General features: G+C 40.1%; 22 protein-coding genes, 3 rRNA genes and 2 pseudogenes. 15 read left to right on the top strand and 12 right to left on the bottom strand.

Going from position 1 to position 24665, the window contains the following annotated elements; genetic code table 11:
* Nucleotides 1-320: 320 nt before the first annotated feature.
* From nifV to HGD76_RS20250, 4 genes are all read left to right on the top strand, one after another.
* On the top strand, nucleotides 321-1451 hold the full coding sequence (gene nifV / locus HGD76_RS20265; protein WP_168696836.1) for a homocitrate synthase: 1131 nt from the start codon (nucleotides 321-323) through the stop codon (nucleotides 1449-1451).
* Entirely contained in the window at nucleotides 1441-1728 is a 288-nt protein-coding gene (locus HGD76_RS20260; RefSeq protein WP_015078853.1) for a nitrogen fixation protein NifZ, read from the top strand. Before nifV ends, HGD76_RS20260 begins: the two co-directional genes overlap by 11 nt.
* Complete coding sequence (nifT, locus tag HGD76_RS20255; RefSeq protein WP_168696835.1) at nucleotides 1703-1906, top strand: putative nitrogen fixation protein NifT; 204 nt, start codon at nucleotides 1703-1705, stop codon at nucleotides 1904-1906. Before HGD76_RS20260 ends, nifT begins: the two co-directional genes overlap by 26 nt.
* 133 nt (nucleotides 1907-2039) lie before the next feature.
* Nucleotides 2040-2591, top strand: coding sequence for a (2Fe-2S) ferredoxin domain-containing protein (locus tag HGD76_RS20250; RefSeq protein WP_168696834.1), 552 nt, complete (start codon nucleotides 2040-2042; stop codon nucleotides 2589-2591).
* Nucleotides 2592-2761: 170 nt separating this feature from the next.
* Here the strand turns inward: HGD76_RS20250 and HGD76_RS20245 are convergent, their stop codons facing one another.
* From HGD76_RS20245 to HGD76_RS20235, 3 genes are all read right to left on the bottom strand, one after another.
* Entirely contained in the window at nucleotides 2762-3208 is a 447-nt protein-coding gene (locus HGD76_RS20245; RefSeq protein ID WP_168696833.1) for a type II toxin-antitoxin system VapC family toxin, read from the bottom strand.
* Nucleotides 3205-3447: a hypothetical protein gene (locus HGD76_RS20240; RefSeq protein ID WP_015078849.1), complete on the bottom strand. Its 243-nt coding sequence runs from the start codon at nucleotides 3445-3447 to the stop codon at nucleotides 3205-3207. Before HGD76_RS20240 ends, HGD76_RS20245 begins: the two co-directional genes overlap by 4 nt.
* 332 nt (nucleotides 3448-3779) lie before the next feature.
* Nucleotides 3780-5162 carry a 1-acyl-sn-glycerol-3-phosphate acyltransferase gene (locus tag HGD76_RS20235; RefSeq protein WP_210967802.1) on the bottom strand — a complete coding sequence of 461 codons (1383 nt, stop codon included), beginning with the start codon at nucleotides 5160-5162 and terminating at the stop codon, nucleotides 3780-3782.
* Nucleotides 5163-5366: 204 nt separating this feature from the next.
* Here HGD76_RS20235 and proS point away from each other — a divergent pair, with 204 nt between their 5' ends.
* A complete protein-coding gene (gene proS, locus HGD76_RS20230; RefSeq protein WP_168696831.1) occupies nucleotides 5367-7175 on the top strand; it encodes a proline--tRNA ligase in 1809 nt (602 codons plus the stop codon).
* Nucleotides 7176-7260: 85 nt separating this feature from the next.
* On the opposite strand, the gene HGD76_RS25990 is transcribed toward proS, so the two are convergent.
* Nucleotides 7261-7395, bottom strand: coding sequence for a hypothetical protein (locus tag HGD76_RS25990; protein ID WP_256369476.1), 135 nt, complete (start codon nucleotides 7393-7395; stop codon nucleotides 7261-7263).
* 422 nt (nucleotides 7396-7817) lie between these two features.
* On the opposite strand from HGD76_RS25990, the gene HGD76_RS20225 reads away from it, so the two are divergent.
* The 3 genes from HGD76_RS20225 (at nucleotide 7818) to rrf (ending at nucleotide 12710) form a co-directional block, all read left to right on the top strand.
* Nucleotides 7818-9304: ribosomal RNA gene (locus tag HGD76_RS20225) — 16S ribosomal RNA — on the top strand.
* A 293-nt stretch (nucleotides 9305-9597) separates the two neighbouring features.
* A 23S ribosomal RNA gene (locus HGD76_RS20220) occupies nucleotides 9598-12429 on the top strand.
* A gap of 163 nt (nucleotides 12430-12592) precedes the next feature.
* A 5S ribosomal RNA gene (gene rrf, locus HGD76_RS20215) occupies nucleotides 12593-12710 on the top strand.
* Together the 16S, 23S and 5S rRNA genes form the textbook arrangement of a ribosomal RNA operon.
* A 106-nt stretch (nucleotides 12711-12816) precedes the next feature.
* Here the strand turns inward: rrf and HGD76_RS20210 are convergent.
* A complete protein-coding gene (locus HGD76_RS20210) occupies nucleotides 12817-13767 on the bottom strand; it encodes a glycosyltransferase family 2 protein (RefSeq protein ID WP_148766467.1) in 951 nt (316 codons plus the stop codon).
* Nucleotides 13768-13892: 125 nt separating this feature from the next.
* On the opposite strand from HGD76_RS20210, the gene HGD76_RS20205 reads away from it, so the two are divergent.
* Nucleotides 13893-15092: an argininosuccinate synthase gene (locus tag HGD76_RS20205; RefSeq protein ID WP_148766469.1), complete on the top strand. Its 1200-nt coding sequence runs from the start codon at nucleotides 13893-13895 to the stop codon at nucleotides 15090-15092.
* 42 nt (nucleotides 15093-15134) lie between these two features.
* Here HGD76_RS20205 and HGD76_RS20200 read toward each other — a convergent pair whose 3' ends face one another.
* Nucleotides 15135-15764: a DedA family protein gene (locus HGD76_RS20200; protein WP_015079472.1), complete on the bottom strand. Its 630-nt coding sequence runs from the start codon at nucleotides 15762-15764 to the stop codon at nucleotides 15135-15137.
* A 529-nt stretch (nucleotides 15765-16293) separates the two neighbouring features.
* On the opposite strand from HGD76_RS20200, the gene HGD76_RS20195 reads away from it, so the two are divergent.
* The gene (locus tag HGD76_RS20195) at nucleotides 16294-16650 is read left to right on the top strand and encodes an STAS domain-containing protein (RefSeq protein ID WP_168696830.1); all 357 of its coding nucleotides are present in this window, start codon (nucleotides 16294-16296) and stop codon (nucleotides 16648-16650) included.
* 136 nt (nucleotides 16651-16786) lie between these two features.
* Here the strand turns inward: HGD76_RS20195 and HGD76_RS20190 are convergent.
* The 4 genes and pseudogenes from HGD76_RS20190 to ruvB form a co-directional block, all read right to left on the bottom strand.
* Nucleotides 16787-16939, bottom strand: a pseudogene (locus HGD76_RS20190) (ISAs1 family transposase); the annotation flags it as partial.
* 17 nt (nucleotides 16940-16956) lie between these two features.
* A pseudogene (locus HGD76_RS20185) lies at nucleotides 16957-17541 on the bottom strand (IS630 family transposase); the annotation flags it as partial.
* On the bottom strand, nucleotides 17519-17659 hold the full coding sequence (locus HGD76_RS20180) for a hypothetical protein (protein WP_168694813.1): 141 nt from the start codon (nucleotides 17657-17659) through the stop codon (nucleotides 17519-17521). The gene HGD76_RS20180 and the pseudogene HGD76_RS20185, both read right to left, overlap by 23 nt.
* A 218-nt stretch (nucleotides 17660-17877) precedes the next feature.
* Nucleotides 17878-18978, bottom strand: a complete 1101-nt coding sequence (gene ruvB / locus HGD76_RS20175; protein ID WP_168696829.1) for a Holliday junction branch migration DNA helicase RuvB — start codon at nucleotides 18976-18978, stop codon at nucleotides 17878-17880.
* A gap of 353 nt (nucleotides 18979-19331) precedes the next feature.
* Between ruvB and hisF the strand changes: the two genes are divergently transcribed.
* The 5 genes from hisF to HGD76_RS20150 all read left to right on the top strand — a co-directional run bounded on the left by hisF (nucleotide 19332) and on the right by HGD76_RS20150 (nucleotide 23271).
* On the top strand, nucleotides 19332-20105 hold the full coding sequence (hisF, locus tag HGD76_RS20170; RefSeq protein ID WP_168697515.1) for an imidazole glycerol phosphate synthase subunit HisF: 774 nt from the start codon (nucleotides 19332-19334) through the stop codon (nucleotides 20103-20105).
* Between the two features lie 99 nt (nucleotides 20106-20204).
* Complete coding sequence (locus HGD76_RS20165; RefSeq protein WP_168696828.1) at nucleotides 20205-20396, top strand: hypothetical protein; 192 nt, start codon at nucleotides 20205-20207, stop codon at nucleotides 20394-20396.
* Between the two features lie 155 nt (nucleotides 20397-20551).
* Nucleotides 20552-21238: a hypothetical protein gene (locus HGD76_RS20160; RefSeq protein WP_168696827.1), complete on the top strand. Its 687-nt coding sequence runs from the start codon at nucleotides 20552-20554 to the stop codon at nucleotides 21236-21238.
* A 115-nt stretch (nucleotides 21239-21353) separates the two neighbouring features.
* Nucleotides 21354-22127 (top strand): DUF1350 family protein, encoded by a 774-nt coding sequence (locus HGD76_RS20155; protein ID WP_168696826.1) that lies wholly within the window; start codon nucleotides 21354-21356, stop codon nucleotides 22125-22127.
* 7 nt (nucleotides 22128-22134) lie between these two features.
* A complete protein-coding gene (locus HGD76_RS20150) occupies nucleotides 22135-23271 on the top strand; it encodes a PP2C family protein-serine/threonine phosphatase (RefSeq protein ID WP_168696825.1) in 1137 nt (378 codons plus the stop codon).
* On the opposite strand, the gene HGD76_RS20145 is transcribed toward HGD76_RS20150, so the two are convergent.
* Both HGD76_RS20145 and grpE read right to left on the bottom strand, forming a co-directional pair.
* Nucleotides 23272-23598 carry an STAS domain-containing protein gene (locus HGD76_RS20145; RefSeq protein WP_015079460.1) on the bottom strand — a complete coding sequence of 109 codons (327 nt, stop codon included), beginning with the start codon at nucleotides 23596-23598 and terminating at the stop codon, nucleotides 23272-23274.
* A gap of 168 nt (nucleotides 23599-23766) precedes the next feature.
* Nucleotides 23767-24435: a nucleotide exchange factor GrpE gene (gene grpE / locus HGD76_RS20140; RefSeq protein WP_168651871.1), complete on the bottom strand. Its 669-nt coding sequence runs from the start codon at nucleotides 24433-24435 to the stop codon at nucleotides 23767-23769.
* Between the last annotated feature and the right edge of the window lie 230 nt (nucleotides 24436-24665).

The following is a 24665-nucleotide window of genomic DNA, read 5'->3' as shown; positions in this document are numbered from 1 at the left end:
ACTATGAGGTGAAAATTATGATTACTAGCTTAATTGCTGGCATAAGTATGTTATTTTTTACAGGATTTGCTAATGTTTATCTGGGTTATTGGCTATTAACAAAATCCACAAATAATACCACCAGAAATATTGGATAAATTATACTTATCTTTTGTTTCTTGTCATACAGATGCAACAGAAATATTTAGTTAATAATTAAGGATCGTAAATCATGAATCATGATTTATTCGCTCAATTAAGAATTTATTGCCCATCTACCACCATGAAAAATTGTAGCGAACAAGGATATTACAAAAAACTCCGCTAGAGGGACCTTGAAAATGTATCAAATCATGATTAATGATACGACATTACGTGATGGGGAACAGGCAGCAGGTGTTGCTTTTAACTTAGAAGAAAAAGTAGCGATCGCACAATTTCTCGATGCCATTGGTGTCCATGAATTAGAAGTAGGAATTCCGGCAATGGGAGAAGAAGAAATTCGCGCCATTGTTGCCATTCGTAACTTAGATTTACAAGCTAAATTATTAGGTTGGAATCGGGCTGTTATCTCAGATATTAAAGCTTCTATAGCCTGTGGACTCGAACGAGTACATATTGCTATTCCTGTGTCTGGAGTGCAAATTGCCGCTAAATTTCATGGGCAATGGCGAGTAAGTTTACAAAAACTAAAAGACTGTATTAGCTTCGCATTAGATCAAGGTCTTTGGGTATCAGTTGGTGGCGAAGATTCTTCTAGAGCCGACGAAAACTTTCTCCAAGATGTTGCCATGTTATCACAAGAATGGGGAGCATCTCGGTTTCGGTTTTGTGATACAGTTGGGGTACTTGATCCCTTCCGAACTCACCTTAAAGTTAAGCATTTAGTATCAACTCTATCAATTCCTATTGAGATTCACACCCATAATGATTTTGGACTAGCAACTGCTAACGCTTTAGCCGGAATCAAAGCTGGTGCTGTATCTGTAAATACTACCGTTAATGGACTAGGAGAAAGAGCCGGAAATGCAGCTTTGGAAGAAGTAATTATGGCTCTAAAATGTATTTACGGTGTTGACTTGGGAATTCAAACTCAACACTTGTTAAAACTATCTCAATTAGTCGCTAAAGCTTCCGGCGCTAATGTTCAACCTTGGAAAGCAATTGTGGGTGAAAATACCTTTGCTCATGAGTCTGGTATTCATGCTCATGGTGTATTACAAAACCCAGTTACTTATGAACCTTATGCTCCTGAAGATGTAGGTTGGGAACGGCGTTTAGTCATAGGTAAACATTCTGGTCGGCATTCATTATCTAATCTATTAGAACAGCATGGCATCTTTCTCGATTCTCAAGAAACCCAAGCTGTTTTAGATGTAGTCCGTCAGCAATCAATCCTCAGAAAACGCAGTCTCACTACAGAAGAATTATTAAATTTAGTCAGCGAAAAAAGGTATTCCCATGCAACGTGATGAAATAGAACTGGACTCGCAACCCATTTTTGAAATTGGTCAAAAAGTTCGAGTTAAGAAACTAATCAAAAACGATGGAACTTTTCCCGGTCGAGAAATTGGGGAAGTTTTAGCCAAAATTGGTGATGTTGGTTATGTCTCCAGCATTGGCACATTTTTGCAAGCTTATTATATCTATGCTGTACATTTTTTGGAAACAGGGTACATCATCGGTTGTCGAAAAAGAGAACTAGAATCTGCTGAGGAAACACATGAAAGTAATGCTCCGAATGAATGATGCTGGTACTTTAGTTGTCTACGTCCCTAAAAAAGACCTAGAAGAAGAAGTAGTTAAAGAAACAGATGGTGCAGCAGGTAAAATTCTCACTTTAACTAATGGTTGGGAATTAGAATTTAGTGAATTTCCCGATAAAAGTCGTTTACCCGTAACAGTAGAAGCTAAACGTCTTCGTTAAAATTCCCATCAATACCAAGAAGGTAAAAGGCAAAAATCTCTTTTCCCTCTTCCTTCTTTCTTCTTGCTTCTGACTCCTGACTCCTGACTCCTAAGTTATTAAGTTTTCTCTTGAAAAAATTGGGTTATCGCAAATGGGTGAAAAATATTTGGCTTTATCGGAATTGAATATTGAAGGACAGTTTTTAGGTTTTGCGGGGAAAAAAACTGGAAAATATAAACATTTACAGTTAGGAATTGCCGGGGGAAATATCAAAATTAAAATTCCTAAAAATTTACGTTGTTCTATAGGTTTATCTTTAGTCCCTGGTGAGCAAATTCATATAGATGGTATTAGTAAATTAAACCCCCGTAACAGGAAATTAAAACTCGAAGCTTATCAAATTCAAGCAGTGGGTTTTTGTCTGATCAAAAATCCGCTTCCGCTTCCTCTTCCTCAACCTAAAGCCAAGATTATGGTATGTCAAAAATCTGGTTGTCTGAAACGGGGTGGAAAAGGGTTATTATCAGACTTAGAAAAAACTTTGGGCGATCGCGGTTTATCTGATAAAGTAACTATTGAACATACCGATTGTCAAAAACGCTGTAGCAGCGCCCCCAATTGTGTTTTAATGTTAGGTAAAAAACAATACAAAAAAGTTCATCCAGAAGCCATAGCGTCTTTGTTAGAGAATCATTTGAGTTAACTTGTCAATATATCTGATAAAATCGTTGCTAAAAGTACACCGCATTATCTCGTTCCCAGTCTCTGACTGGGAATGCTATAACAGAGGCTCTGCCTCTACTATTATTGAAGGCACAGAATCAGGATACCCAGGATTAAAGGATTTACAGAATAATTTTATTCACAATATTCTTAGCTATTAATACTTTGAGGATGAATAATCGTAACTTCTGGAACAGCTATAAAATCTTTGGGGTTTAAAGTTAAAATATGGCTGATATTATGAGCAAGCATCACAGCTAATATGTGTATATCGTGAGTGCGTTTACCAGAAATATTATATGTTGTCACCAAGTTCAACCAAATAGAAAATACATCTGGTATCTCTTCTAGTAAATCAAATTGATTTATTAGCATTTGTACTGCTTGAGTTGTTTGTTTTCCAGTCCATCCTAATCCATTAACATTAACAGGACGAGTAGCAACAACCCAAAATTCAATGATTACCTGAGAGGTAATAAAACATTGATGATTATTAGATATTAAATATTTAATTGTTTTATCAACTAAATGAAAATCTGGAGATGTTATATCTCTTGAACGTAACAGAATATTGGTATCTAATAAGTAATTACTCATCTTCCTCTATCATCATAAATGTTTTCTCGACGTAGTGCTTCATCAGGAAGATTAACAGAACTTTGAGGAGCTTTTTCTATCCACTCTTGCCAAAGTTTTAATCTTTCTTCAGAGGTTAAAGGCTTTTTAGTTTGTTTGTTGAAATCCTGATAAATCAGCCTTTCTTGGAAAAGTTGTTTTTCGTCGGGAGTTAATTTGGAAACAATTTCTACAAGGGAGTCAACAAGTTGTATATTCATAATTATTTATGTCATTTACTAGGTTATAGGCAATATTACACTGTATATCAATTATAAACCCTAAACTGTAAGAATCAGGATATCCAAGATTAAAGGATTTACAGGATGTTTATTGCAAAATTCTTTTAGTCCATTTTAACGGACTTTCGCTATAAGACTGGGAATAAATTCCCAGGCGGGTGATGATGCTTCATGAAGTATAATTTCTCTATCCTAATTATCAACAACTAATAAATAATCAAAAAATTACATCCTGAAAATCCTCAAATCCTGGATATCCTGATTCTGACAAGATTAAAATTATGTAAACAACTAGCCAAATTACCAAAAAATCATTCCTTATCCACCAAACCCTCCAAAACCTGCTGCAAATCACTCGTCAACTCAGCCACAGATTGTCTAGCAGCAACCCGACTACCTTTATAAACCGGATAACGTCCAGAAACAGAAATTGGTGTACTCACAGTTATCTTCACCTGCTGCTTACCCAATTCTGGACGATTTAAAGGAATATTCCCCTTAATTTTATTCACCATATCCCATAAAAGTAAAGTCATTTCTGCAAATCTTTCCACCGTTGGTTTTTCCCGGATATAAATCCCAGAAACAGCTACAAAACTCTCAACTAACCTCATGTGCCACATCCGAAAATATGCTTCCTCAGCAATTCTATCTCCCAAACTTTTATCAATAGATGATAATAATTTAATATCCTTAAAATCTTCCCTAAATATATAATTCCAACCTGCTTGTTCTACCCGTCTACATCTATCATTCCAATTCCCTCTAGATGGTAAATCAAAATATTGTTCAGCAATAAATAAAGCGATATTCATTACAGCTTGTAACCGATAAGCTAAAGCCTCATTTCTATCTGTAATTTCCCCATTAGTAATCTTTTCATCTGGCAATGTTTGATGATAAAATTTAGTATAAAATTGCTCCATTACCGATAATAAATGTTCAGCTAACCCTAATAATCGGGGATAAAGCGCAGCAAAAGAAGCCTCAGTTTTCTCTTGATTCACAGATAAACCACTAGCTGCCTCTAATTCAGTTAATAAATTTGCTATATTATCCCAAGGTTCATGGACATAACTATATTTAATGCCAATTGGTACAATTAAAACTTCCTCATCTCTTCCCGCTTTTTGTAAATCTTCCGCACACCAAAAACCCATCTGTGCGATACCCGGTTCTAACGGACTAATAATCTCCGATAAACCATTTGTAGCACCCTCGGGCGCAGCAGCCATAGGAAACTTACCATTAATATACAAATCCCGTGCGGAACGCAACCCAGTCCAATCGGCTTTACCGCGTTGAATCGGAGTTCCCCCCAAGTGAGAAATTACCCAACCCACGTGAGAACCAGCCCAAAGAGGAATTCCCCGATCATAGATAAAATGGGCATGAAGTGGATATTGTAGCCGTGTACCCCCAACTCGTGCTACTTTAGGCAAGATTTGGGACAGTAAATAAGTTAAACAAAGAGGGTCTGCTGTTTGAGGATGACGAAACGCCAACATAAACCGGATTTTACCATCCTGAAACCGCTGATAACAATCCGCCAAAGTTTCAACATTGTTTGCTTCAATGTTGCTAATGGGTGTTTTCCACCGAATCCAGTCAGGTAGAACTAAATGTACCAACTTTAACAACAAAGGGTTAAAAGCTGGCGGAATAAATTCTAAAGGTGGTTGTGCTTGATACATTGCTTCAGACAAGGTAGTTATCTCCTCAAGTTAGATGAAAAAAGTATTGTTTCGCGCAAAGACGCAAAGGAGCAAAGACGCAAAGAAATAGATGAACTCATTTTGTGGTCTAGGTTGTAAGTCCTGACTACAGAACTTTTTCGACTACATGGAAATATTTTAGACGTAACCGATTTGAAAAGTTAGCAAATAAAGGTAAAAAGAATGCGATTATCACAAATGTTATTTGTTACACTACGGGATGATCCTGCTGATGCGGAAATCCCTAGCCATAAATTATTACTCCGTGCAGGTTATATCCGTCGCATCGGTAGTGGGATTTATGCTTATCTTCCCCTAATGTGGCGGGTTTTGCAAAAAGTTTCCCAAATTGTCCGGGAAGAAATGAACGCTACCGGCGCACAAGAATGTTTATTACCGCAGTTACAACCTTCTGAATTATGGCAGGAGTCAGGACGCTGGGATACTTATACTAAGGCTGAAGGAATTATGTTTTCTTTGGTTGATAGAAGAGAACAACAATTAGGACTAGGACCAACTCACGAAGAAGTAATTACCACAGTTGCCCGTGATATGATTCGTTCCTATCGTCAATTACCTGTACATTTATATCAAATTCAAACTAAGTTTCGTGATGAAATTCGTCCTCGTTTTGGTTTAATGCGTGGACGAGAATTTATCATGAAAGATGGTTATTCTTTTCATGCTGATGAAGAAAGTTTGCAAAAAACTTACCAGGAAATGTACACTGCTTACAGTAATATGTTGCGGCGTTCTGGTTTGGCTTTTCGGGCTGTGGAAGCTGATTCTGGTGCTATTGGTGGTTCTGGTTCGACAGAATTTATGGTATTAGCAGAAGCAGGAGAAGATGAAGTTCTCTACACTGAAGATGGTAAATATGCCGCAAACGTAGAAAAGGCAGTTTCTTTACCAGCAGATGCGGAAACTTCACCTTTTACAACTTACGAAAAACGGGAAACTCCGGGAATTGATACAATTGAAAAACTTTGTAATTTCTTGAAATGTTCTCCTACTCAAATTGTCAAAAACGTTTTATATCAAACTGTATATGATAACGGTTTAACGCTTTTGGTGTTGATAAATATTCGCGGAGATCAGGAAATCAATGAAGTTAAATTACAAAATGAATTAACTAAATTAGCTCCTCAATTTGGTGCTAAAACTATTCTGACTCTAACTGTACCAAATGCTGAAGCCCAAGAAACGTGGAAAGCTAAATCTTTACCTTTAGGTTATATCGCACCAGACATTGCTGATGATTATATTGCGGGAAGTAAACAGGTAAATTCTCAATTTGTGCGGTTGGTAGATCAAACTGCGGTGGAGTTAAAGAATTTTGTTACTGGTGCAAATGAAAGCGGTTTTCACGTAGTTGGTGCAAATTGGAATGAGCAATTTAAATTACCTGCTATAGCCGTAGATATTCGTAAAGCAAAATTAGGCGATCGCTCCCTGCATGACCCAACCCAAACCCTACAAACAGCTAGAGGTATCGAAGCTGGTCACATCTTCCAACTGGGGACAAAATACTCCCAAGCTATGGGTGCAACTTATACCAACGAACAAGGGGAAGAAAAGCCTTTAGTTATGGGTTGTTATGGTGTTGGCGTGTCACGTTTAGCACAATCAGCCGTAGAACAATCCTATGATAAAGATGGCATAATTTGGCCAGTAGCGATCGCACCATATCACGCCATTATCACAATTCCTAACATTAAAGATGCCCAACAGATCGCCGTCGCCGAAAAACTTTACACCGAACTCAACTCTTCAGGTGTAGAAACATTATTAGATGACAGAGATGAACGCGCAGGGGTTAAATTCAAAGATGCAGATTTAATCGGGATTCCCTTTAGAATAGTCACCGGACGAGCGATTACAAATGGTAAAGTCGAAGTAGTCAAACGCGCAAATCGTGAATCTCAAGAAATTGTCATTGAGGAAGTAGTCAATACATTGCAACAGTGGATTAAAGACGCAATAGAACGTTAAAATTCAACTCTTGTGGGGTGGGCATACTATGGCTAACGCCACGCTGCGCTATCGACAAGCTCAGTACAAGTCTTGCCCGCCATCATCATAGATCATTTTCACTCAAACCGGCAATTTTTAAGTAAGTGGGCTGAGAAAAACCAAAATGTGTCAAGAAAAGTAAAATCGCCCAAAACTTCTTCACTCTTGCATGAGTGCCTCTTTCCTGTTTCCTTGCCATAACGACAATAATTTTTAACGCCAACCTACTTAATAGATTTAGGGTAGTATTAGATATACCTGTAAATACGCAATAAATGATCGGAAAAAACTTCTGTTTTTCCCTCCCCTACTCCCCCTGCCCCTCTTCTCCCCCTGCTTGCCTTTACCCGTCATTTTTGGATTGACAGACTACTATCATTGTTTCACCCTCGTAAATTGGCTAAGGTATTGCCTAAAAAAAATATTTCCCAAACCCCTTGACAAGAAAAGAAAGGATTGCTATATTAGATGAGTGCCGGGAAGAGAAAACAACTCCCGGCAACTGAACCGAGAAAAAATAATACTTTGAAAGAATAGATTAAACCAATCCTCGTCGTGAAGATAATTTAAAGAGGATTCGAGATTTTAACTAATTTCGGAGCCGACAAACTCGAAAGAAACAAAATGGAGAGTTTGATCCTGGCTCAGGATGAACGCTGGCGGTATGCTTAACACATGCAAGTCGAACGGTCTCTTCGGAGATAGTGGCGGACGGGTGAGTAACGCGTAAGAATCTACCTTCAGGTTGGGGACAACCACTGGAAACGGTGGCTAATACCGAATGTGCCGAGAGGTGAAAGGCTTGCTGCCTGAAGAAGAGCTTGCGTCTGATTAGCTAGTTGGTGTGGTAAAGGCGCACCAAGGCGACGATCAGTAGCTGGTCTGAGAGGATGATCAGCCACACTGGGACTGAGACACGGCCCAGACTCCTACGGGAGGCAGCAGTGGGGAATTTTCCGCAATGGGCGAAAGCCTGACGGAGCAATACCGCGTGAGGGAGGAAGGCTCTTGGGTTGTAAACCTCTTTTCTCAGGGAAGAAAAAAATGACGGTACCTGAGGAATAAGCATCGGCTAACTCCGTGCCAGCAGCCGCGGTAATACGGAGGATGCAAGCGTTATCCGGAATGATTGGGCGTAAAGGGTCCGCAGGTGGCATTGTTTGTCTGCTGTTAAAGAGTCTGGCTCAACCAGATCAAAGCAGTGGAAACTACAAAGCTAGAGTATGGTCGGGGCAGAGGGAATTCCTGGTGTAGCGGTGAAATGCGTAGATATCAGGAAGAACACCGGTGGCGAAGGCGCTCTGCTAGGCCAAAACTGACACTGAGGGACGAAAGCTAGGGGAGCGAATGGGATTAGATACCCCAGTAGTCCTAGCCGTAAACGATGGATACTAGGCGTAGCTCGTATCGACCCGAGCTGTGCCGTAGCTAACGCGTTAAGTATCCCGCCTGGGGAGTACGCAGGCAACTGTGAAACTCAAAGGAATTGACGGGGGCCCGCACAAGCGGTGGAGTATGTGGTTTAATTCGATGCAACGCGAAGAACCTTACCAAGACTTGACATGTCACGAATTCCGTTGAAAGATGGAAGTGCCTTAGGGAGCGTGAACACAGGTGGTGCATGGCTGTCGTCAGCTCGTGTCGTGAGATGTTGGGTTAAGTCCCGCAACGAGCGCAACCCTCGTTTTTAGTTGCCAGCATTAAGTTGGGCACTCTAGAGAGACTGCCGGTGACAAACCGGAGGAAGGTGGGGATGACGTCAAGTCAGCATGCCCCTTACGTCTTGGGCTACACACGTACTACAATGCTCCGGACAAAGGGCAGCTACACAGCGATGTGATGCGAATCTCATAAACCGGAGCTCAGTTCAGATCGAAGGCTGCAACTCGCCTTCGTGAAGGAGGAATCGCTAGTAATTGCAGGTCAGCATACTGCAGTGAATTCGTTCCCGGGCCTTGTACACACCGCCCGTCACACCATGGAAGTTGGTCACGCCCGAAGTCGTTACCCCAACCTTTTGGAGGGGGATGCCTAAGGTAGGACTGATGACTGGGGTGAAGTCGTAACAAGGTAGCCGTACCGGAAGGTGTGGCTGGATCACCTCCTTTTAGGGAGACCTAATCCATTTAGAACTTGAAAGCAATGAAAATTGCTAATAGAGCCTAAATTGGTCTAACCTAGGTCGGTCGAGATTGGGATAAATCTTTCAAAGTATTATTTTGGCTTAGGTCAAAAACTGAATCTGAGATCATAACTGAATCAAAGTCAGCACCTAACAAATTAAGTTAGAATGCTGGGTTAAATTCCAGCCAGAACCTTGAAAACTGCATAAGAGAACGAGAATTAGCAGCGCAGACGTGAAACATGAGAATGTTTCATCAAAGCAGACAAAAAGAAATGTGGTCAAGCTAATAAGGGCTAATGGTGGATACCTAGGCACACAGAGGCGAAGAAGGACGTGGTTACCGACGAAATGTTCCGGGGAGTTGGAAGCAAACTATGAGCCGGAAATATCCGAATGGGGCAACCCTATGTACTACCTGTTGAATATATAGACAGGAAAGAGCCAACCCAGCGAACTGAAACATCTTAGTAGCTGGAGGAAGAGAAATCAAACTAGAGATTCCCTCAGTAGTGGTGAGCGAAAGGGGAAGAGCCTAAACCAGAGGATTTATCTTCTGGGGTCGTGGGACAGCAATATCGAATCTAGAGATTAGACGAAACAGCTAAATACTGTACCAGAGGGGGTGAAAGTCCCGTAGTTGAAAGTCAAAGGATAGTAGCTGAATCCCGAGTAGCATGGAGCACGAGGAATTCCATGTGAATCAGCGAGGACCACCTCGTAAGGCTAAATACTACTGTGTGACCGATAGTGAACAAGTACCGCGAGGGAAAGGTGAAAAGAACCCCGGAAGGGGAGTGAAATAGAACATGAAACCATAAGCTTACAAGCAGTGGGAGTCCGATTTAACGGATGACCGCGTGCCTGTTGAAGAATGAGCCGGCGACTTATAGGCACTGGTAGGTTAAAGCGAGAATGCTGGAGCCAAAGGGAAACCGAGTCTGAATAGGGCGTTAAATCAGTGTTTATAGACCCGAACCCTGGTGATCTAACCATGTCCAGGATGAAGCTTGGGTAACACCAAGTGGAGGTCCGAACCGACTGATGTTGAAAAATCAGCGGATGAGGTGTGGTTAGGGGTGAAATACCAATCGAACCAGGAGCTAGCTGGTTCTCCCCGAAATGTGTTGAGGCGCAGCGGTAATGATTAAATTTGGGGGGTAAAGCACTGTTTCGGTGCGGGCTGGGAGACCGGTACCAAATCGAGACAAACTCAGAATACCCAGAAGAAGACATTGCCAGTGAGACAGTGGGGGATAAGCTTCATTGTCAAGAGGGAAACAGCCCAGACCACCAGCTAAGGTCCCCAAATCATCGCTAAGTGATAAAGGAGGTGAGATTGCCTAGACAACTAGGAGGTTTGCCTAGAAGCAGCCACCCTTGAAAGAGTGCGTAATAGCTCACTAGTCAAGCGATCTTGCGCCGAAAATGAACGGGGCTAAGCGATGTACCGAAGCTGTGGGATTGATATTAAATTATTAATCGGTAGGGGAGCGTTCCGTCGTAGGTTGAAGCAGTAGCGGCGAGCAGCTGTGGACGAAACGGAAGTGAGAATGTCGGCTTGAGTAGCGCAAATGTATGTGAGAATCATACACCCCGAAACCCTAAGGGTTCCAGAGCCAGGTTCGTCCACTCTGGGTTAGTCGGGACCTAAGGCGAGGCCGAAGGGCGTAGTCGATGGACAAAGTGTCAATAGTCACTTACTGTTCTGTGGGAGCATAGAGAGGGACGCATCAAAGATAGCCATACCCTGATTGGTTTGGGAGGAGTTTACGAACTCCGAGTGGTGAAGGATAGTGCCAAGAAAAGCTCGCTATGTGATGAAGATAGAACACCCGTACCCGAAACCGACACAGGTAGGGAGGTTGAGAATACCAAGGGGCGCGAGATAACTCTCTCTAAGGAACTCGGCAAAATGGCCCCGTAACTTCGGGAGAAGGGGTGCCCACCTCAGACGTGGGTCGCAGTGAAGAGATCCAGGCGACTGTTTACCAAAAACACAGGTATCCGCCAACTCGCAAGAGGACGTATGGGGGCTGACGCCTGCCCAGTGCCGGAAGGTTAAGGAAGCTGGTCAGCGAAAGTAAAGCTGGCGACTGAAGCCCCGGTGAACGGCGGCCGTAACTATAACGGTCCTAAGGTAGCGAAATTCCTTGTCGGGTAAGTTCCGACCCGCACGAAAGGCGTAACGATCTGGATGGTGTCTCAGAGAGAGACTCGGCGAAATAGGAATGTCTGTGAAGATACGGACTGCCTGCACCTGGACAGAAAGACCCTATGAAGCTTTACTGTAGCCTGGAATTGTGTTCGGGCTTCGCTTGCGCAGGATAGGTGGGAAGCGGTGAACTATTCCTTTTGGGGAATAGGGAGCTAACGGTGAGATACCACTCTGGCGAAGCTAGAATTCTAACCCACGACCGTCAGCCGGTTGGGGAACAGTTTCAGGTGGGCAGTTTGACTGGGGCGGTCGCCTCCTAAAAGGTAACGGAGGCGCGCAAAGGTTCCCTCAGCACGCTTGGAAACCGTGCGACGAGTGTAAAAGCAAAAGGGAGCTTGACTGCAAGACTGACAAGTCGAGCAGGTACGAAAGTAGGCTTTAGTGATCCGACGGCGCAGAGTGGAATGGCCGTCGCTCAACGGATAAAAGTTACTCTAGGGATAACAGGCTGATCTCCCCCAAGAGTCCACATCGACGGGGAGGTTTGGCACCTCGATGTCGGCTCATCGCAACCTGGGGCGGAAGTACGTCCCAAGGGTTGGGCTGTTCGCCCATTAAAGCGGTACGTGAGCTGGGTTCAGAACGTCGTGAGACAGTTCGGTCCATATCCGGTGCAGGCGCAAGAGTATTGAGAGGAGTCCTCCTTAGTACGAGAGGACCGGGAGGAACGCACCGCTGGTGTACCAGTTATTGTACCAACAGTAAACGCTGGGTAGCCAAGTGCGGAGAGGATAACCGCTGAAAGCATCTAAGTGGGAAGCCCACCTCAAGATGAGTACTCTCACTACAATTTGTAGGTAAGGTCACGGGCAGAACACCCGTTAATAGGCTCTAAGTGGAAGTGCAGTAATGTATGAAGCTGAGGGGTACTAATAGACCGAGGGCTTGACCTCTATTCAATTAAAAATTGATAATTAAAAATTAAAAATGAAGGTTTTTGGTGGTTAATTATCACTGTTGATTCTCGTTCTTTTTGCAGTCTTCAGGGTTGTGAATACCCTAAGTTAAAAATCGGTAATTAATTTTTAATTCTGAATTTTTAATTTTTAATTGTTTCCTGGTGTCTATGGCGCGGTGGAACCACACTGATCCCTTCCCGAACTCAGAGGTGAAACGCTGCTGCGGCGACGATAGTTTAGGGGTAGCCCTCCGTGAAAATAGCTCGATGCCAGGTTTATTATTTAACAACAATGCCCCTTCTATTCTTTTAGACGGGGTTTTGTTTTTTGGGTTGTTATATCCTTCCTACCTTTGCTCTTCTGCGCGAAACAATTATTTAATTATTTACTTTCTATCTCAGAATAAGCCGCATAAACACCCTTTACATTATACCAATTCAAGAAAATTCGGGCAATTTCTAAAGCCAATTGTGGCTTACCCAAATCAATCAACCATTGCAAAAATGGGGACATAGTTTTTTCATTCAATAACCCGTTTACAGAAAGAATTCCCCATAATAAACGATGAAACCAAGTCATTTGAATCATCATTTTCACTTCCCAAGTAGGATGTTTTTGATAAAACAAAACTCCCATTCTTCCCCGTTGAATTTCCTGATCAATTAACTTAGGAATTTGCTGTAAACTAAAAGGTGGATGCCAATGATAACCAACAGCTTCAGGACATTTAATTAATTGCAAACCTAATTTTTTTAACCTCACACCTAATTCTAAATCTTCCCAACCATAAAGTTGAAACCCATTATCAAATAAACCAGCTTCTTCTAACCAACGTTTAGGAATAGCCACGTTACCCGTAGCAAAGAAAGCAGCAGAAAAATCTGTGATTTTATAGGGTTCAGCGGTGGGATTGGCAAAATTACAAGTATTTATTACAGCACCGTAAGTAAAAAAACAGTTATTTCCTAATTTCTCTTTTCCTTGTACCAAAGCATTTGTATGAGCTTGCAGGAAGTTAGACAAAACCACTAAATCACTATCAATAAAAATAATTGTGTCACCTTGGGCTTTTTCCACCCCTAAATTTCGTGCTGCAGCCGGACCTGCATGATCCTGTTCAAAACAGCGGACATGAGAAAACTCATCTTTGTGTACTGCTAACCAGTTCAAAGTACCATCAGTAGAACCATCATCTACCAATACAACTTCATAACCTTCTATATAGTTTTTGTTGCTGAACTCCTGACTCTCTAAAGCGCGGAGGCACTTTTCCAGAATTGGTAAGCGATTATAAGTAGGAATGACAATACTAAAAAACACAGTTTCACCCAAAAAAACTACTGGCCATATTGAGAATAAGACAAATATAACAAAGTTACTGTTGCACAAGAAAATATACGCTAGGCAAGTCAGATATAATAATAACTCATTCTTTGTTTTCCTAAGTGGAGAAATTCATGGGTCGCGCTAAAAAGGTTGTTCTAGCATATTCTGGTGGAGTTGATACTTCTGTTTGCATTCCCTATTTAAAGCAAGAGTGGGGAGTAGAAGAGATAATTACCCTAGCAGCAGATTTAGGTCAGGGAGATGAATTAGAACCAGTTCGAGAAAAAGCCCTGAAATCCGGTGCAAGTGAATCCTTGGTAGTGGATGTTAAGGATATATTTGTTAAAGACTACGCGTTTCCAGCGATTCAAGCCAACGCCCTCTATGAAAATCGCTATCCTTTAGGAACAGCCCTGGCTCGACCTTTGATTGCTAAAATATTAGTGGAAGCCGCTGCAAAATATGGTGCAGATGCGATCGCTCACGGTTGCACAGGCAAAGGCAACGACCAAGTACGCTTTGATGTCTCCTGTACAGCCCTCAACCCCAACCTCAAAATCCTTGCACCAGCGAGAGAATGGGGTATGAGTCGGGAACAAACCATTGCTTATGGTGAGCAATTTGGTATTCCTGCACCGGTGAAAAAATCTTCTCCCTTCAGTATAGATAAAAACTTGCTTGGTCGCAGTATTGAAGCTGGTACATTGGAAGATCCAGCAAATGAGCCGCCAGAAGAAATCTATGAAATGACCAAAGCCATAATTGATACTCCCAATGAACCGGAATATCTAGAAATTGGGTTCCAAAAAGGGCTTCCTACCACCATCAATGGCACATCAAAACAGCCTGTGGAGTTAATTGAACAACTCAATAAAATCGTTGGTAATCATGGGATTGGGCGGATTGACATGATTGAAAACCGCTTGGTAGGAATCAAATCACGGGAAATTTACGAATCACCAGCAATGATAGTTCTAATTAACGCTCACCGTGACTTAGAAAGCCTCACTTTAACAGCAGATGTCAGTCAGTACAAACGAGGTATGGAAGAAACCTATACCAAACTCGTATATAACGGACTTTGGTACAGCCCACTCAAAGCAGCTTTAGATGCTTTTATTCAACAAACACAAGAAAAAGTTTCTGGTGTCGTGCGGTTAAAACTTTTCAAAGGTAACGCCACCATAGTTGGCCGTTGGAGTGATAATTCCCTCTACACTCCCGATTTAGCCACCTACGGCGCAGAAGATCAATTTGATCACAAAGCTGCAGAAGGCTTTATCTACGTTTGGGGACTACCTACTCGCATTTGGGCGCAACAGAATAAGTAATAATTCAGATCCCCGACTTCTTAAAGAAGTCGGGGATCTTTACTACTCTTCTGTTTGCTGCTTAACTTCGCGGGACTCTAACCAAATTGGTATAGCAATCACAGCAACTAAAATAAGTAACGCCAAAATTGCAAATTTACTTACCCAAGCCACCAATTGTTCTAGGGAAATAATCCTTCCCGCGAAAAAAGCTAATGTCACCATGACGCTACCCCAAGCAGTCGCCCCAGCTACGTTATAAATCAGGAATTTACCAAAGGGCATTTCTGCTATACCCGCAAGTGGTGAAGCGAAAATCCGCAATAAGGCAAAAAAGCGGCCAAAAAATACAGCTTTAGCGGCGTTTTCCGTAAATTGCTCTTTAATACTCAGCAGTCGGACTTCGGAAATGCGGAAAATCTTGCCAGCTTGGAGCAGAAAAGGCCAACCGCCAACTCTACCAATCCAATAGCCGCAATTACCACCAATTACAGCACCTCCAATAGCGTTACCGAGAACCAGCCAGTAATTTAATTCATTACTACCAGCAAGGAAACCACCAACAATCGTTACGGTTTCTCCAGGAAGAGGAATGCCCAAATTTTCTAGCAATATTCCCAAAAAAATCGCTAAATAACCATAATTATGAGCAATTTCTTGGATGTTTTCTAGTGAAAGTAGCTCAAAAGACATCCAGCACCACCGAGTTTACAAATTTTTACCTTTACCATATCTTTGCTTGTTTTTGGCTAGGGTGTCAATCAAACCGCAATAGGAGGAGTCAGGAGTCACCGAGTCACCGAGTCAGGAGTCACCGAGTCAGGAGTCACCGAGTCACCGAGTCAGGAGTCACCGAGTCAGGATGAAGAATGAAGAATGAAGAATGAAGAATGAAGAATGAAGAATGAAGAATGAAGAATGAAGAAAATTCCTTCCCTGTTCCCTGTTCCCTATCTCTACAAGTAAGTTCATGAATCAAACCGGATTGCTATAGATAATTTTAGATAATGATAAGTTCGTTACCGAAATTAGCAGTAAATTATGCTTATACTAGAAAGACTTGTCAACAAATTATACGGCATAAGTACTGAAAAAACTTTTTCTCAACTGTGCTACTGTTAATTCCCATAAATTTGCGAAAACAGTCATTATGCGGTTGAATTATAAACAGTATTGATGTCAATTTTTCCTTTATCAGTGTTTCAAATACAAAGTTAAATTTATGACTCTTACACAAGAACGCCAAGTGATTTTGTTCAAACCTCAAGGTAGTATAGACCTGGATAGTGGTACTATCTTGAGCGAACAGATGGCTGCAATTGAACCTCAGCATCACCAACTCTGGGTTATAGATTTATCAGAAGTGGATTTCATGGATAGTTCTGGATTAGTCCCCCTCGTCAAGGGACTTACATCAGCGCGTCAAAGTGGTTGTCGGTTAGTTCTTTGTAATGTCAAAGCTCCAGTTAAGTTGATTTTGGAACTTACCCAGCTTGATTCAGTATTTGAAATTTTCCCAAGTTACGAAGATATTTTTGCTCCTGTTACTAATCAACAGCTAGTAGCAACTGGAGTTTAGACTAAATTAGTATTTTTATATCTTTAATTTAGATCCCCGACTTCTTTAAGGAGTTGGGGATTTGATTTTCATCGTTCAAGAATTTATTAAAGGACATGATTTAACGAAAGAATTACCACCTACATCTATTTCCAGCTATGATTTGTTCGGCAATTGATTTTTGTGTCTCCATTGCATCAATAGTGATAATGCAGCCAGACAAGTCCAGAGTCTCTAATAGTGATGGAATTGCGGTGATTTCATTTGATTTACAACTGACTTTTTTTTGTCCTAGAATCAACCTATTTTCACTCATATATAGGACTCCTATTTGAGTTTTGAACAAATTCCGTACATCTGAAGAGTGGCAAAATCAAAGGTAGTGTGTCGAATAAACCACTCAAACATCCACTTTAAATGCGAGAAGGAAGGTATCAATGCACAGAAACGCCGAACCCATGTTTTAGCTTGTAACCAAATATCCTCAATCGGATTTTGCTCTGGACAATTAGGAGCAAAGCGAACGCAGTGTATTTTCCATTCAGGGGGTTCCAAGCCTTGATTAATTTCTGCCAAAAAACCTCGAATCTCTTTGGAACGATGATAAGTAGCACCATCCCACAAAATCAGTAATCGCTGGTCAGGAGACTGATTTAGAAGATATTGAAGGTAGTCAATAGTATTTTCTGAGTTGCCCTTGTCATCAGCCTTCATCAGTAATTGTCCTTCGAGATAATCAACCGCCCCGTAATATGTCTGTTTTTCGCGCTCATTTACGACTGACACTGTTATTTCTTGGTCTGTTTTCCCCCAAACATAGCCACTTAAGTCTCCCCACATTAAATGACACTCATCAAGCAGCAATACTCTTAACTTTCCTGTCTCAATTTCAACGCGGTGGTTTGCCAATAATTTTCCTTACCTCACGCGCATCTGGACGCATATCTATAAAATCTTGTAGTTCAGCTATCGCCTCTTCCTGCGATACTTTTACTGTCTGTGTTGCAGTTTCTGAATGCTGACTTATCATTGTTCCTTGTTAGACTTGTATACCTCACCGTATTCTCTCTTAGTCTTGTTCAGAAATCAAATAGGAATCCTATATATTCAATTATTTGTGTGATTTCCATGAGATTTTAACTCATAGTAGGTAATTAGGGATTAAATTCAGAGCTTTCTTTTTCTCTCTTGTCTTAGCCTAAGATCCCCGACAGATTCCCGACTTCTTGAAGAAGTCGGGGATCTGGTCTACAGTAATGATAACTGCTCATTAGGTGGCTTAAAACCCATGTGTTGATAGGCTGCTTTAGTTGCGATTCTCCCCCTGGGTGTCCGGCTTAAATAACCTATTTGCATTAAATATGGTTCATATACTTCTTCAATGGTTTGGGTGTCTTCCCCAGTGGTAGCAGCGATAGTTTCTAAACCCACTGGCCCACCATTAAAGTTTTCAATAATCACACTGAGCATTTTTCTATCTGTCCAGTCTAATCCACAAGGATCTACTTGGAATAGTTGTAATGCTTCTGCTGCAACAGTTGCATTAATTTCCAGGAAAGATTTCACTTCCGCATAATCACGGACTCTTTTTAATAATCTATTGGCTATTCTTGGTGTTCCCCGTGAACGTTTGGCGATTTCTGTCGCCCCATCTGGATTAACTGCGGTTTGTAATAATTCAGCAGTGCGGAGAACAATTTTAGTCAGTTCTTCTATTTCATAAAAACGCAACTTTTGAATTAAGCCAAAGCGATCGCGTAATGGTGAAGTTAAAGCCCCGACGCGAGTTGTCGCTCCTACCAAGGTAAATTTACATAAAGGTATACTTCTAATTCTGGCACTAGAACCTTTACCCACCGTAATATCTAAGCGATAATCCTCCATCGCTGGATACAGAATTTCTTCTGTCATCCGTGATAACCGATGAATTTCATCTATAAACAGCACATCTCCTGGTTTCAGGTTTACCAATAACCCCACGATATCCCGTGGCCGTTCTAATGCTGGGGCGCTGGTAATTTTGCAACTTACCCCCATTTCTGATGCTAAAATCATTGCCATTGTGGTTTTACCTAAACCTGGTGGTCCGTACAACAGCAAATGATCCATGACTTCCTCCCTAGATTTAGCGGCTTTAATGGCTATATCTAAAACATCCTTTAAATCCTTTTGGCCGATGTAATCAGCAAAGCGCTGGGGACGAATACTCTCTTCTGGTTTCCCTTGTTCATTAATAGCCGCTTCCGATTGTAACAGATTTTCTGCGGGGGGTACTTTGGCTGATTCCCGTTGCTGTTTGGGTTCTCCATTCGGTTCTGGAGGCTGTTTTTTGGAAGAGATAATCGCCATAATTTTCAGGGATTCAGAAGTACAGAAATAGGGATTTAGCAGTTCATAAGTAAAATCAGTATAGGATATTTGGGGTTAGTTGAGAATACAGATACTATTTTCACAATATAAATATTTATTTCATTAAGTAGGTGAACACAATAAAACCAAACTGTGTAAAGAAATGTAAAATCGCTGAAAACTTCTTTACTCTTTACTCTTGCCTCTTGCCTCTTGCTTCTTGCCTGTATATTTGTTTAATTAGTTTTTCGTCTGGACAAGACCTGTTATATGTTGATCCTATCTTGTCAACTATTCCCCAATTGCCTTTACAATTTAAATTCCTAGCAATTACCGGGAGTGAAAACGTCATTATGTTGGCTAAAAGAATCTTACCTTGTCTAGATGTCAAGGCGGGCAGAGTTGTGAAGGGAATTAACTTTGTGGATCTCAAGGATGCTGGTGATCCTGTAGAACTGGCCAAGGTTTACAATGAAGCCGGTGCAGATGAGTTAGTGTTTCTAGATATTACGGCTACTCATGAAGACAGGGACACGATTATTGATGTGGTTTACCGGACTGCTGAACAGGTCTTCATTCCCCTGACTGTGGGTGGTGGGATTCAAACCTTAGAAAATGTTAAAGATTTGTTACGAGCCGGGGCGGATAAGGTTAGTATTAATTCCGCGGCGGTCAGAAATCCAGATTTAATTAATCATGCCAGCGATCGCTTTGGTAATCAGTGTATTGTTGTAGCTATTGATGCTAGACGTAGGCTTGATCCTGAGAATCCTGGCTGGGATGTCTACGTTCGCGGTGGTAGAGAAAATACTGGTATTGATGCTCTATGGTGGGCGGAAGAAGTCACAAGACGAGGGGCTGGAGAATTGTTGGTGACAAGTATGGATGCTGATGGTACTCAAGCTGGTTATGATTTGGACTTGACAAAAGCGATCGCTAATGCTGTAGAAATTCCCGTGATTGCTTCTGGTGGTGCTGGAAATTGTGAACACATTCACACTGCATTAACGGAAGGTAAAGCCGAAGCTGCACTTTTAGCGTCTTTGTTACATTTTGGGAAACTGAGTGTAGCACAAATTAAAACTTATTTGCAAGAACGCCATGTTCGGGTCCGTCTTCCTGATTGATATCAAACACAGCGACCAACTGCATCTGTTGAAGATAAAACACAGTTATCCAAAACAGTGTTAAGATAAGGGTACTTCTATGAAGAAATATTAAGAAATATGTTGATTCCTATTTTAATCTTTGATGTGGCACTTGTAGCATGGTCGCTACACCTGATGGAAAAAGCTTATGAGCATAAAGAATTTTCGCTGATGCTGGCTGGTACACTAGTGGCATTGGCCGCAGCAGCAATGCTAGTAGTTTATTTTTTAATGGGGCACTGCATGAGCTATTTGTTGCAAGTAACTTAAATCAGGAAATATCTAATTAGTTTTTGGGAACTTCTCATAATATTCAAACTATCCTTCTCTAGAATTTATTCCCTAAAATCACCGATTAATTGCCATTCTGGAAATCCACTTGTTATATTAGACTAAATCAATAGTATGTTAAGGATTTAGCAACTGTGCGAGATGATTTACAGGGATTGGATATTAGTCATGATCAACTTCAAGATGCGACTAACTTACCTGTTCATAATAAATTAATAATTATTACTGATGTTATTCAGCAATTCGGTATAAGATTGCTAAAGAAAGCTCAAAAAACAGAAATTGCTACTGTGGTTTTCGCTGGACTTGCTATTTCTGTTTGTACTTACCTGTTAGTAAAACTATCATCTTGGCTATCATTAATTATCTTCGTTTTATGGACAGGTGGGAGTATACAAATTCTATTATATTTATTATGGAAAGGCAAAAGTAAGTTTCTCAAACAGAATATGACAAATTCTTTACGGATTTTACTAAATGATGTGGAAAGATATAATTCCGTGATTAAAGCTATAGATATTAACGACCAAATTGAAGATGTTGGCAACTTAGGAGTAAGTATACAAGCAAGAGAAAAAGTATTATTAGCACTTGAATTAACTAGAAATGATTTAATCCGCGCTTTAAAAACAGAGAGAATTTTGCGAGAAAATAAAAGTTTTATTATCACTAATTCTGATTTATTTACCAATAATTTAGCCGCTTTGGCATCAATGCAAGTTACTGAAGAAGCAACCGAACATGGTAGATTATTAAATGAAGCTTTGCAAATTTCCCTAGATGTACAGCAGGAAATGAAAAACTTGCAAAGTCAGAGTTAATACTTGATATATGTTTAGATGTAAATGTAAAATATATCTATAGAAAATACTTCCTTCTCTTTCTTCTTCCTTCTCTTTCTTCTCCTGACTCCTGACTCCTGACTCCTATTTTAACATGAACTGGCAAGAAATTAGAGGCAATTGGGTACTTATTCCCCGTAATCCTATCGGGGTTATTCATTTTTTAGGTGGTGCATTTGTCGCCACTTTACCACATTTAACTTATCGTTGGTTACTGGAAAATTTAGCAGATCAAGGATATGTGATTATTGCCACACCTTTTGTCAATACATTAGATCATATAGCGATCGCTAAATCTGTCCAACTTAAATTTGAATATACCCTAGAAAAGTTACAAGACGCTGGAAAACTCCGTAAGCTGTACCTTCCCACCTATGGAGTCGGACATAGCATGGGTTGTAAACTCCATTTACTAATTGGTAGCCTGTTTCCAATCCAACGGGCTGGTAATATTTTAATATCCTTTAATAACTTTGCTGCCAATGAAGCCATACCATTAGTAGAACAGTTAAATTCTCAGTTAAATTCCAAATTAGACATTGAATTTACACCTACACCGGCACAAACTAACCAAATAATTCAAGACAGCTATCAGATTCGGCGGAATTTAGTAATCAGATTTAATAAAGATACCCTGGATCAATCAGCAAACTTAACAACAATTTTACAAGAACTCTTTCCTAATATGGTGACAACACAAACCCTATTAGGCACTCATACCACACCTTTAGGGCAAGATGTTAAATGGCAACCAGGAAGTTCTTTTAGTCCTTTTGATGCTTTAGGACAATGGTTAAAGCAAGAAGTCTATCGAGATTTAAATCAATTAAAACAAGTTATATTGTTTTGGTTAAATCCCCTTTCCTAATAATCTCATGTTTGAAATTCTAATCATTGATGATGACCGACCCATCCAAATGTTCCTCAAAAGAATCTTAGAAAAACAAGGTTATCAAGTTATTACTGCGAGTACAGGAGAAGAAGGAATTTTAAGAACTCTGGATTCACCTCCAGCCTTAATTATATGTGATTGGATTATGCCGGGATTAAGTGGTATAGAAGTATGTAATATCATTAAAAAAGATCCCAAATTATCTACCACATTTTTTATTTTATTAACATCTTTAGATTCCGTCGCCAATAGAGTTAAGGGATTAGATGCTGGTGCTGATGATTTTATCTCCAAACCTATCGAACACAATGAACTACAAGCAAGAGTTAGAGCCGGGTTACGTCTGCATCAATTAAGTCAGGATTTACAGACCCAAAAGCTACTTTTAGAAACAGAATTAGCCGAAGCTACAGAATATGTAAAATCCCTTTTACCCCTGCCTGTAAATAAGCCCCTGAGTATTCAGTTTAAGTTTTTGCCATCACGGCAACTTGGTGGGGATTGTTTTGATTATAATTGGCTTGATGCTGATACTTTAGCTATTTACCTACTAGATGTTGCCGGTCATGGACTTAAAGCTACTCTACCTTCAATTTCTGTACTAAATCTCTTACGTTCCCGCGCACTCAAAGATTTAAATTACTATCAACCTAGTGAGGTATTGGCAGCTTTAAATAATACCTTTCAAATGAATTATCAAAATGATAAATATTTTACGATTTGGTATGGAGTTTATAATCGAGTTAGCCGTCAATTAACATACTCTAGTGCTGGACATCCACCAGCTATTATCCTCTCTGGCAATTCTCCTACTCATACAGAAGTAAAAAGATTAAAAACTCCAGGAATGCCTGTAGGAATGTTTCCTGAAGCTAAATATACAGATGCTTATTGTCAGATTGAAAAATCTAGCATCCTTTATATTTTTAGTGATGGTGCTTACGAAATCACTCAATCAAATGGTACTCTTTGGAGTTTAGAAGGTTTTATTCAGATTTTAATTAGCTTACAGTATTCTGTTGATAACCAACTTGATTATATCCTGGATTACCTAATTAACTTAAACTCCAAAGAGACATTTGAGGATGATTTATCTATTCTTCAAGTTAAATTTGATTAATCAAGTAGCAGAAAGCAAAATATTTTCAAATGCTTCTTGACTAGGAACAATTGTAAATTTGCCATCCATACCAGTTAATTCAAATAGCATCCTAACTTGCTCATTAATTGAACAAATAACCATCTTTATTCCCGATTCCTGTAAAGCTTTAAATGTTAAAATCAGAGTGCCTAATCCAGAACTATCCATAAAGGTAACATGATGACAGTCAATCAACACAATGGAGATTCTCTTATCAATTACTTCTTTAATACTTTGTTGAAAATTTTGTGAGTTAGTAGCATTAAAACTCCCACTGATTGCAATCACTTTCACCTGCTGATTCATGATATTCTAATTTTGATTTATTTAAGAATGTGCTGATTTTAATTTTATTAGTATATCCTAACATTAGATTATAAAAAGATATTTAGTACACAAAAATATGGAGTAATTTTCAATAAATTCATCAGCAAATAACCATCAAACTCAAAAGAGCATAAACTTTAGAAGAGTTTATAAGAGACTTACTCTAGCTCTGTACAAAAGCTGATCATGTTGCATATAACCTATATAACGGACTTTAACAATTTCTCCTGGTTGTGCTGTTCCTGCTAATAATTCATGGAATTGAGGATTATAGGGGATTTCTGTGCCTACAGAAGCGATCGCTTCCACATTCCAATCCTGTAATAATCTTTTTAAAGGCGTATCTACCAAAGGTAATATCTTTACTGCTGATAACTGGTGATCTTCCCTGGCTCTATGTGCTGCTGTTGGCCATTGTAATATTAAAGATTCCAATATTTGTAAACTTGACCGCTGAAATTCCTGTTTTAATCCTTCTCTTTGTTCTAACATTGACAATGTTAATCGTTCATACTCAACTTGTAAATCTGTAATTTGCTTTAATAAGTCTATATTTTTATGAGAAGAATGAGTTTTGTGGAAACTTGAAGATAAACCATCAACGCTGAAATTTTCTACCAACTCAGTCCAAGATATCTGTAAAATCTCTGACAGTTTTATCAATACTTCTATCCGCATTTGTCCGATTTTTCCCCTCCGCAACTGCAAAATTTGCCATTGTGAAACACCAGCAGCACGACTTAAAGATTTAAAACTCTCATAACCGACTGTTTGCATTAAATTTCGCAAATTCTCGGTAAAATCAATTTCCAGCATAAAATATGGGTGATAAAGCAAGATTTAGTTAAATCATACTCATAATGAGTTTGATTTGCAAGTGTGCTGAAAAAAAGACGTAATGGTATTATAGAAGCGCGTAAGTTAAAAATATATAATATTCCCCGTTACTAATTATCTAACTTGATTATTAGTAATTTGTGATTCATCCTGCCGCCCTGTATCTTCTTATCATTAGTAAATTGAGTTAATTAACTTAAAACCACTCC

This window comes from Dolichospermum flos-aquae CCAP 1403/13F, assembly GCF_012516395.1.
GTDB lineage: Bacteria > Cyanobacteriota > Cyanobacteriia > Cyanobacteriales > Nostocaceae > Dolichospermum > Dolichospermum lemmermannii.
Note: the sequence above shows the minus strand (reverse complement) of the source record. Positions and strands in the feature narration are given on the sequence as shown.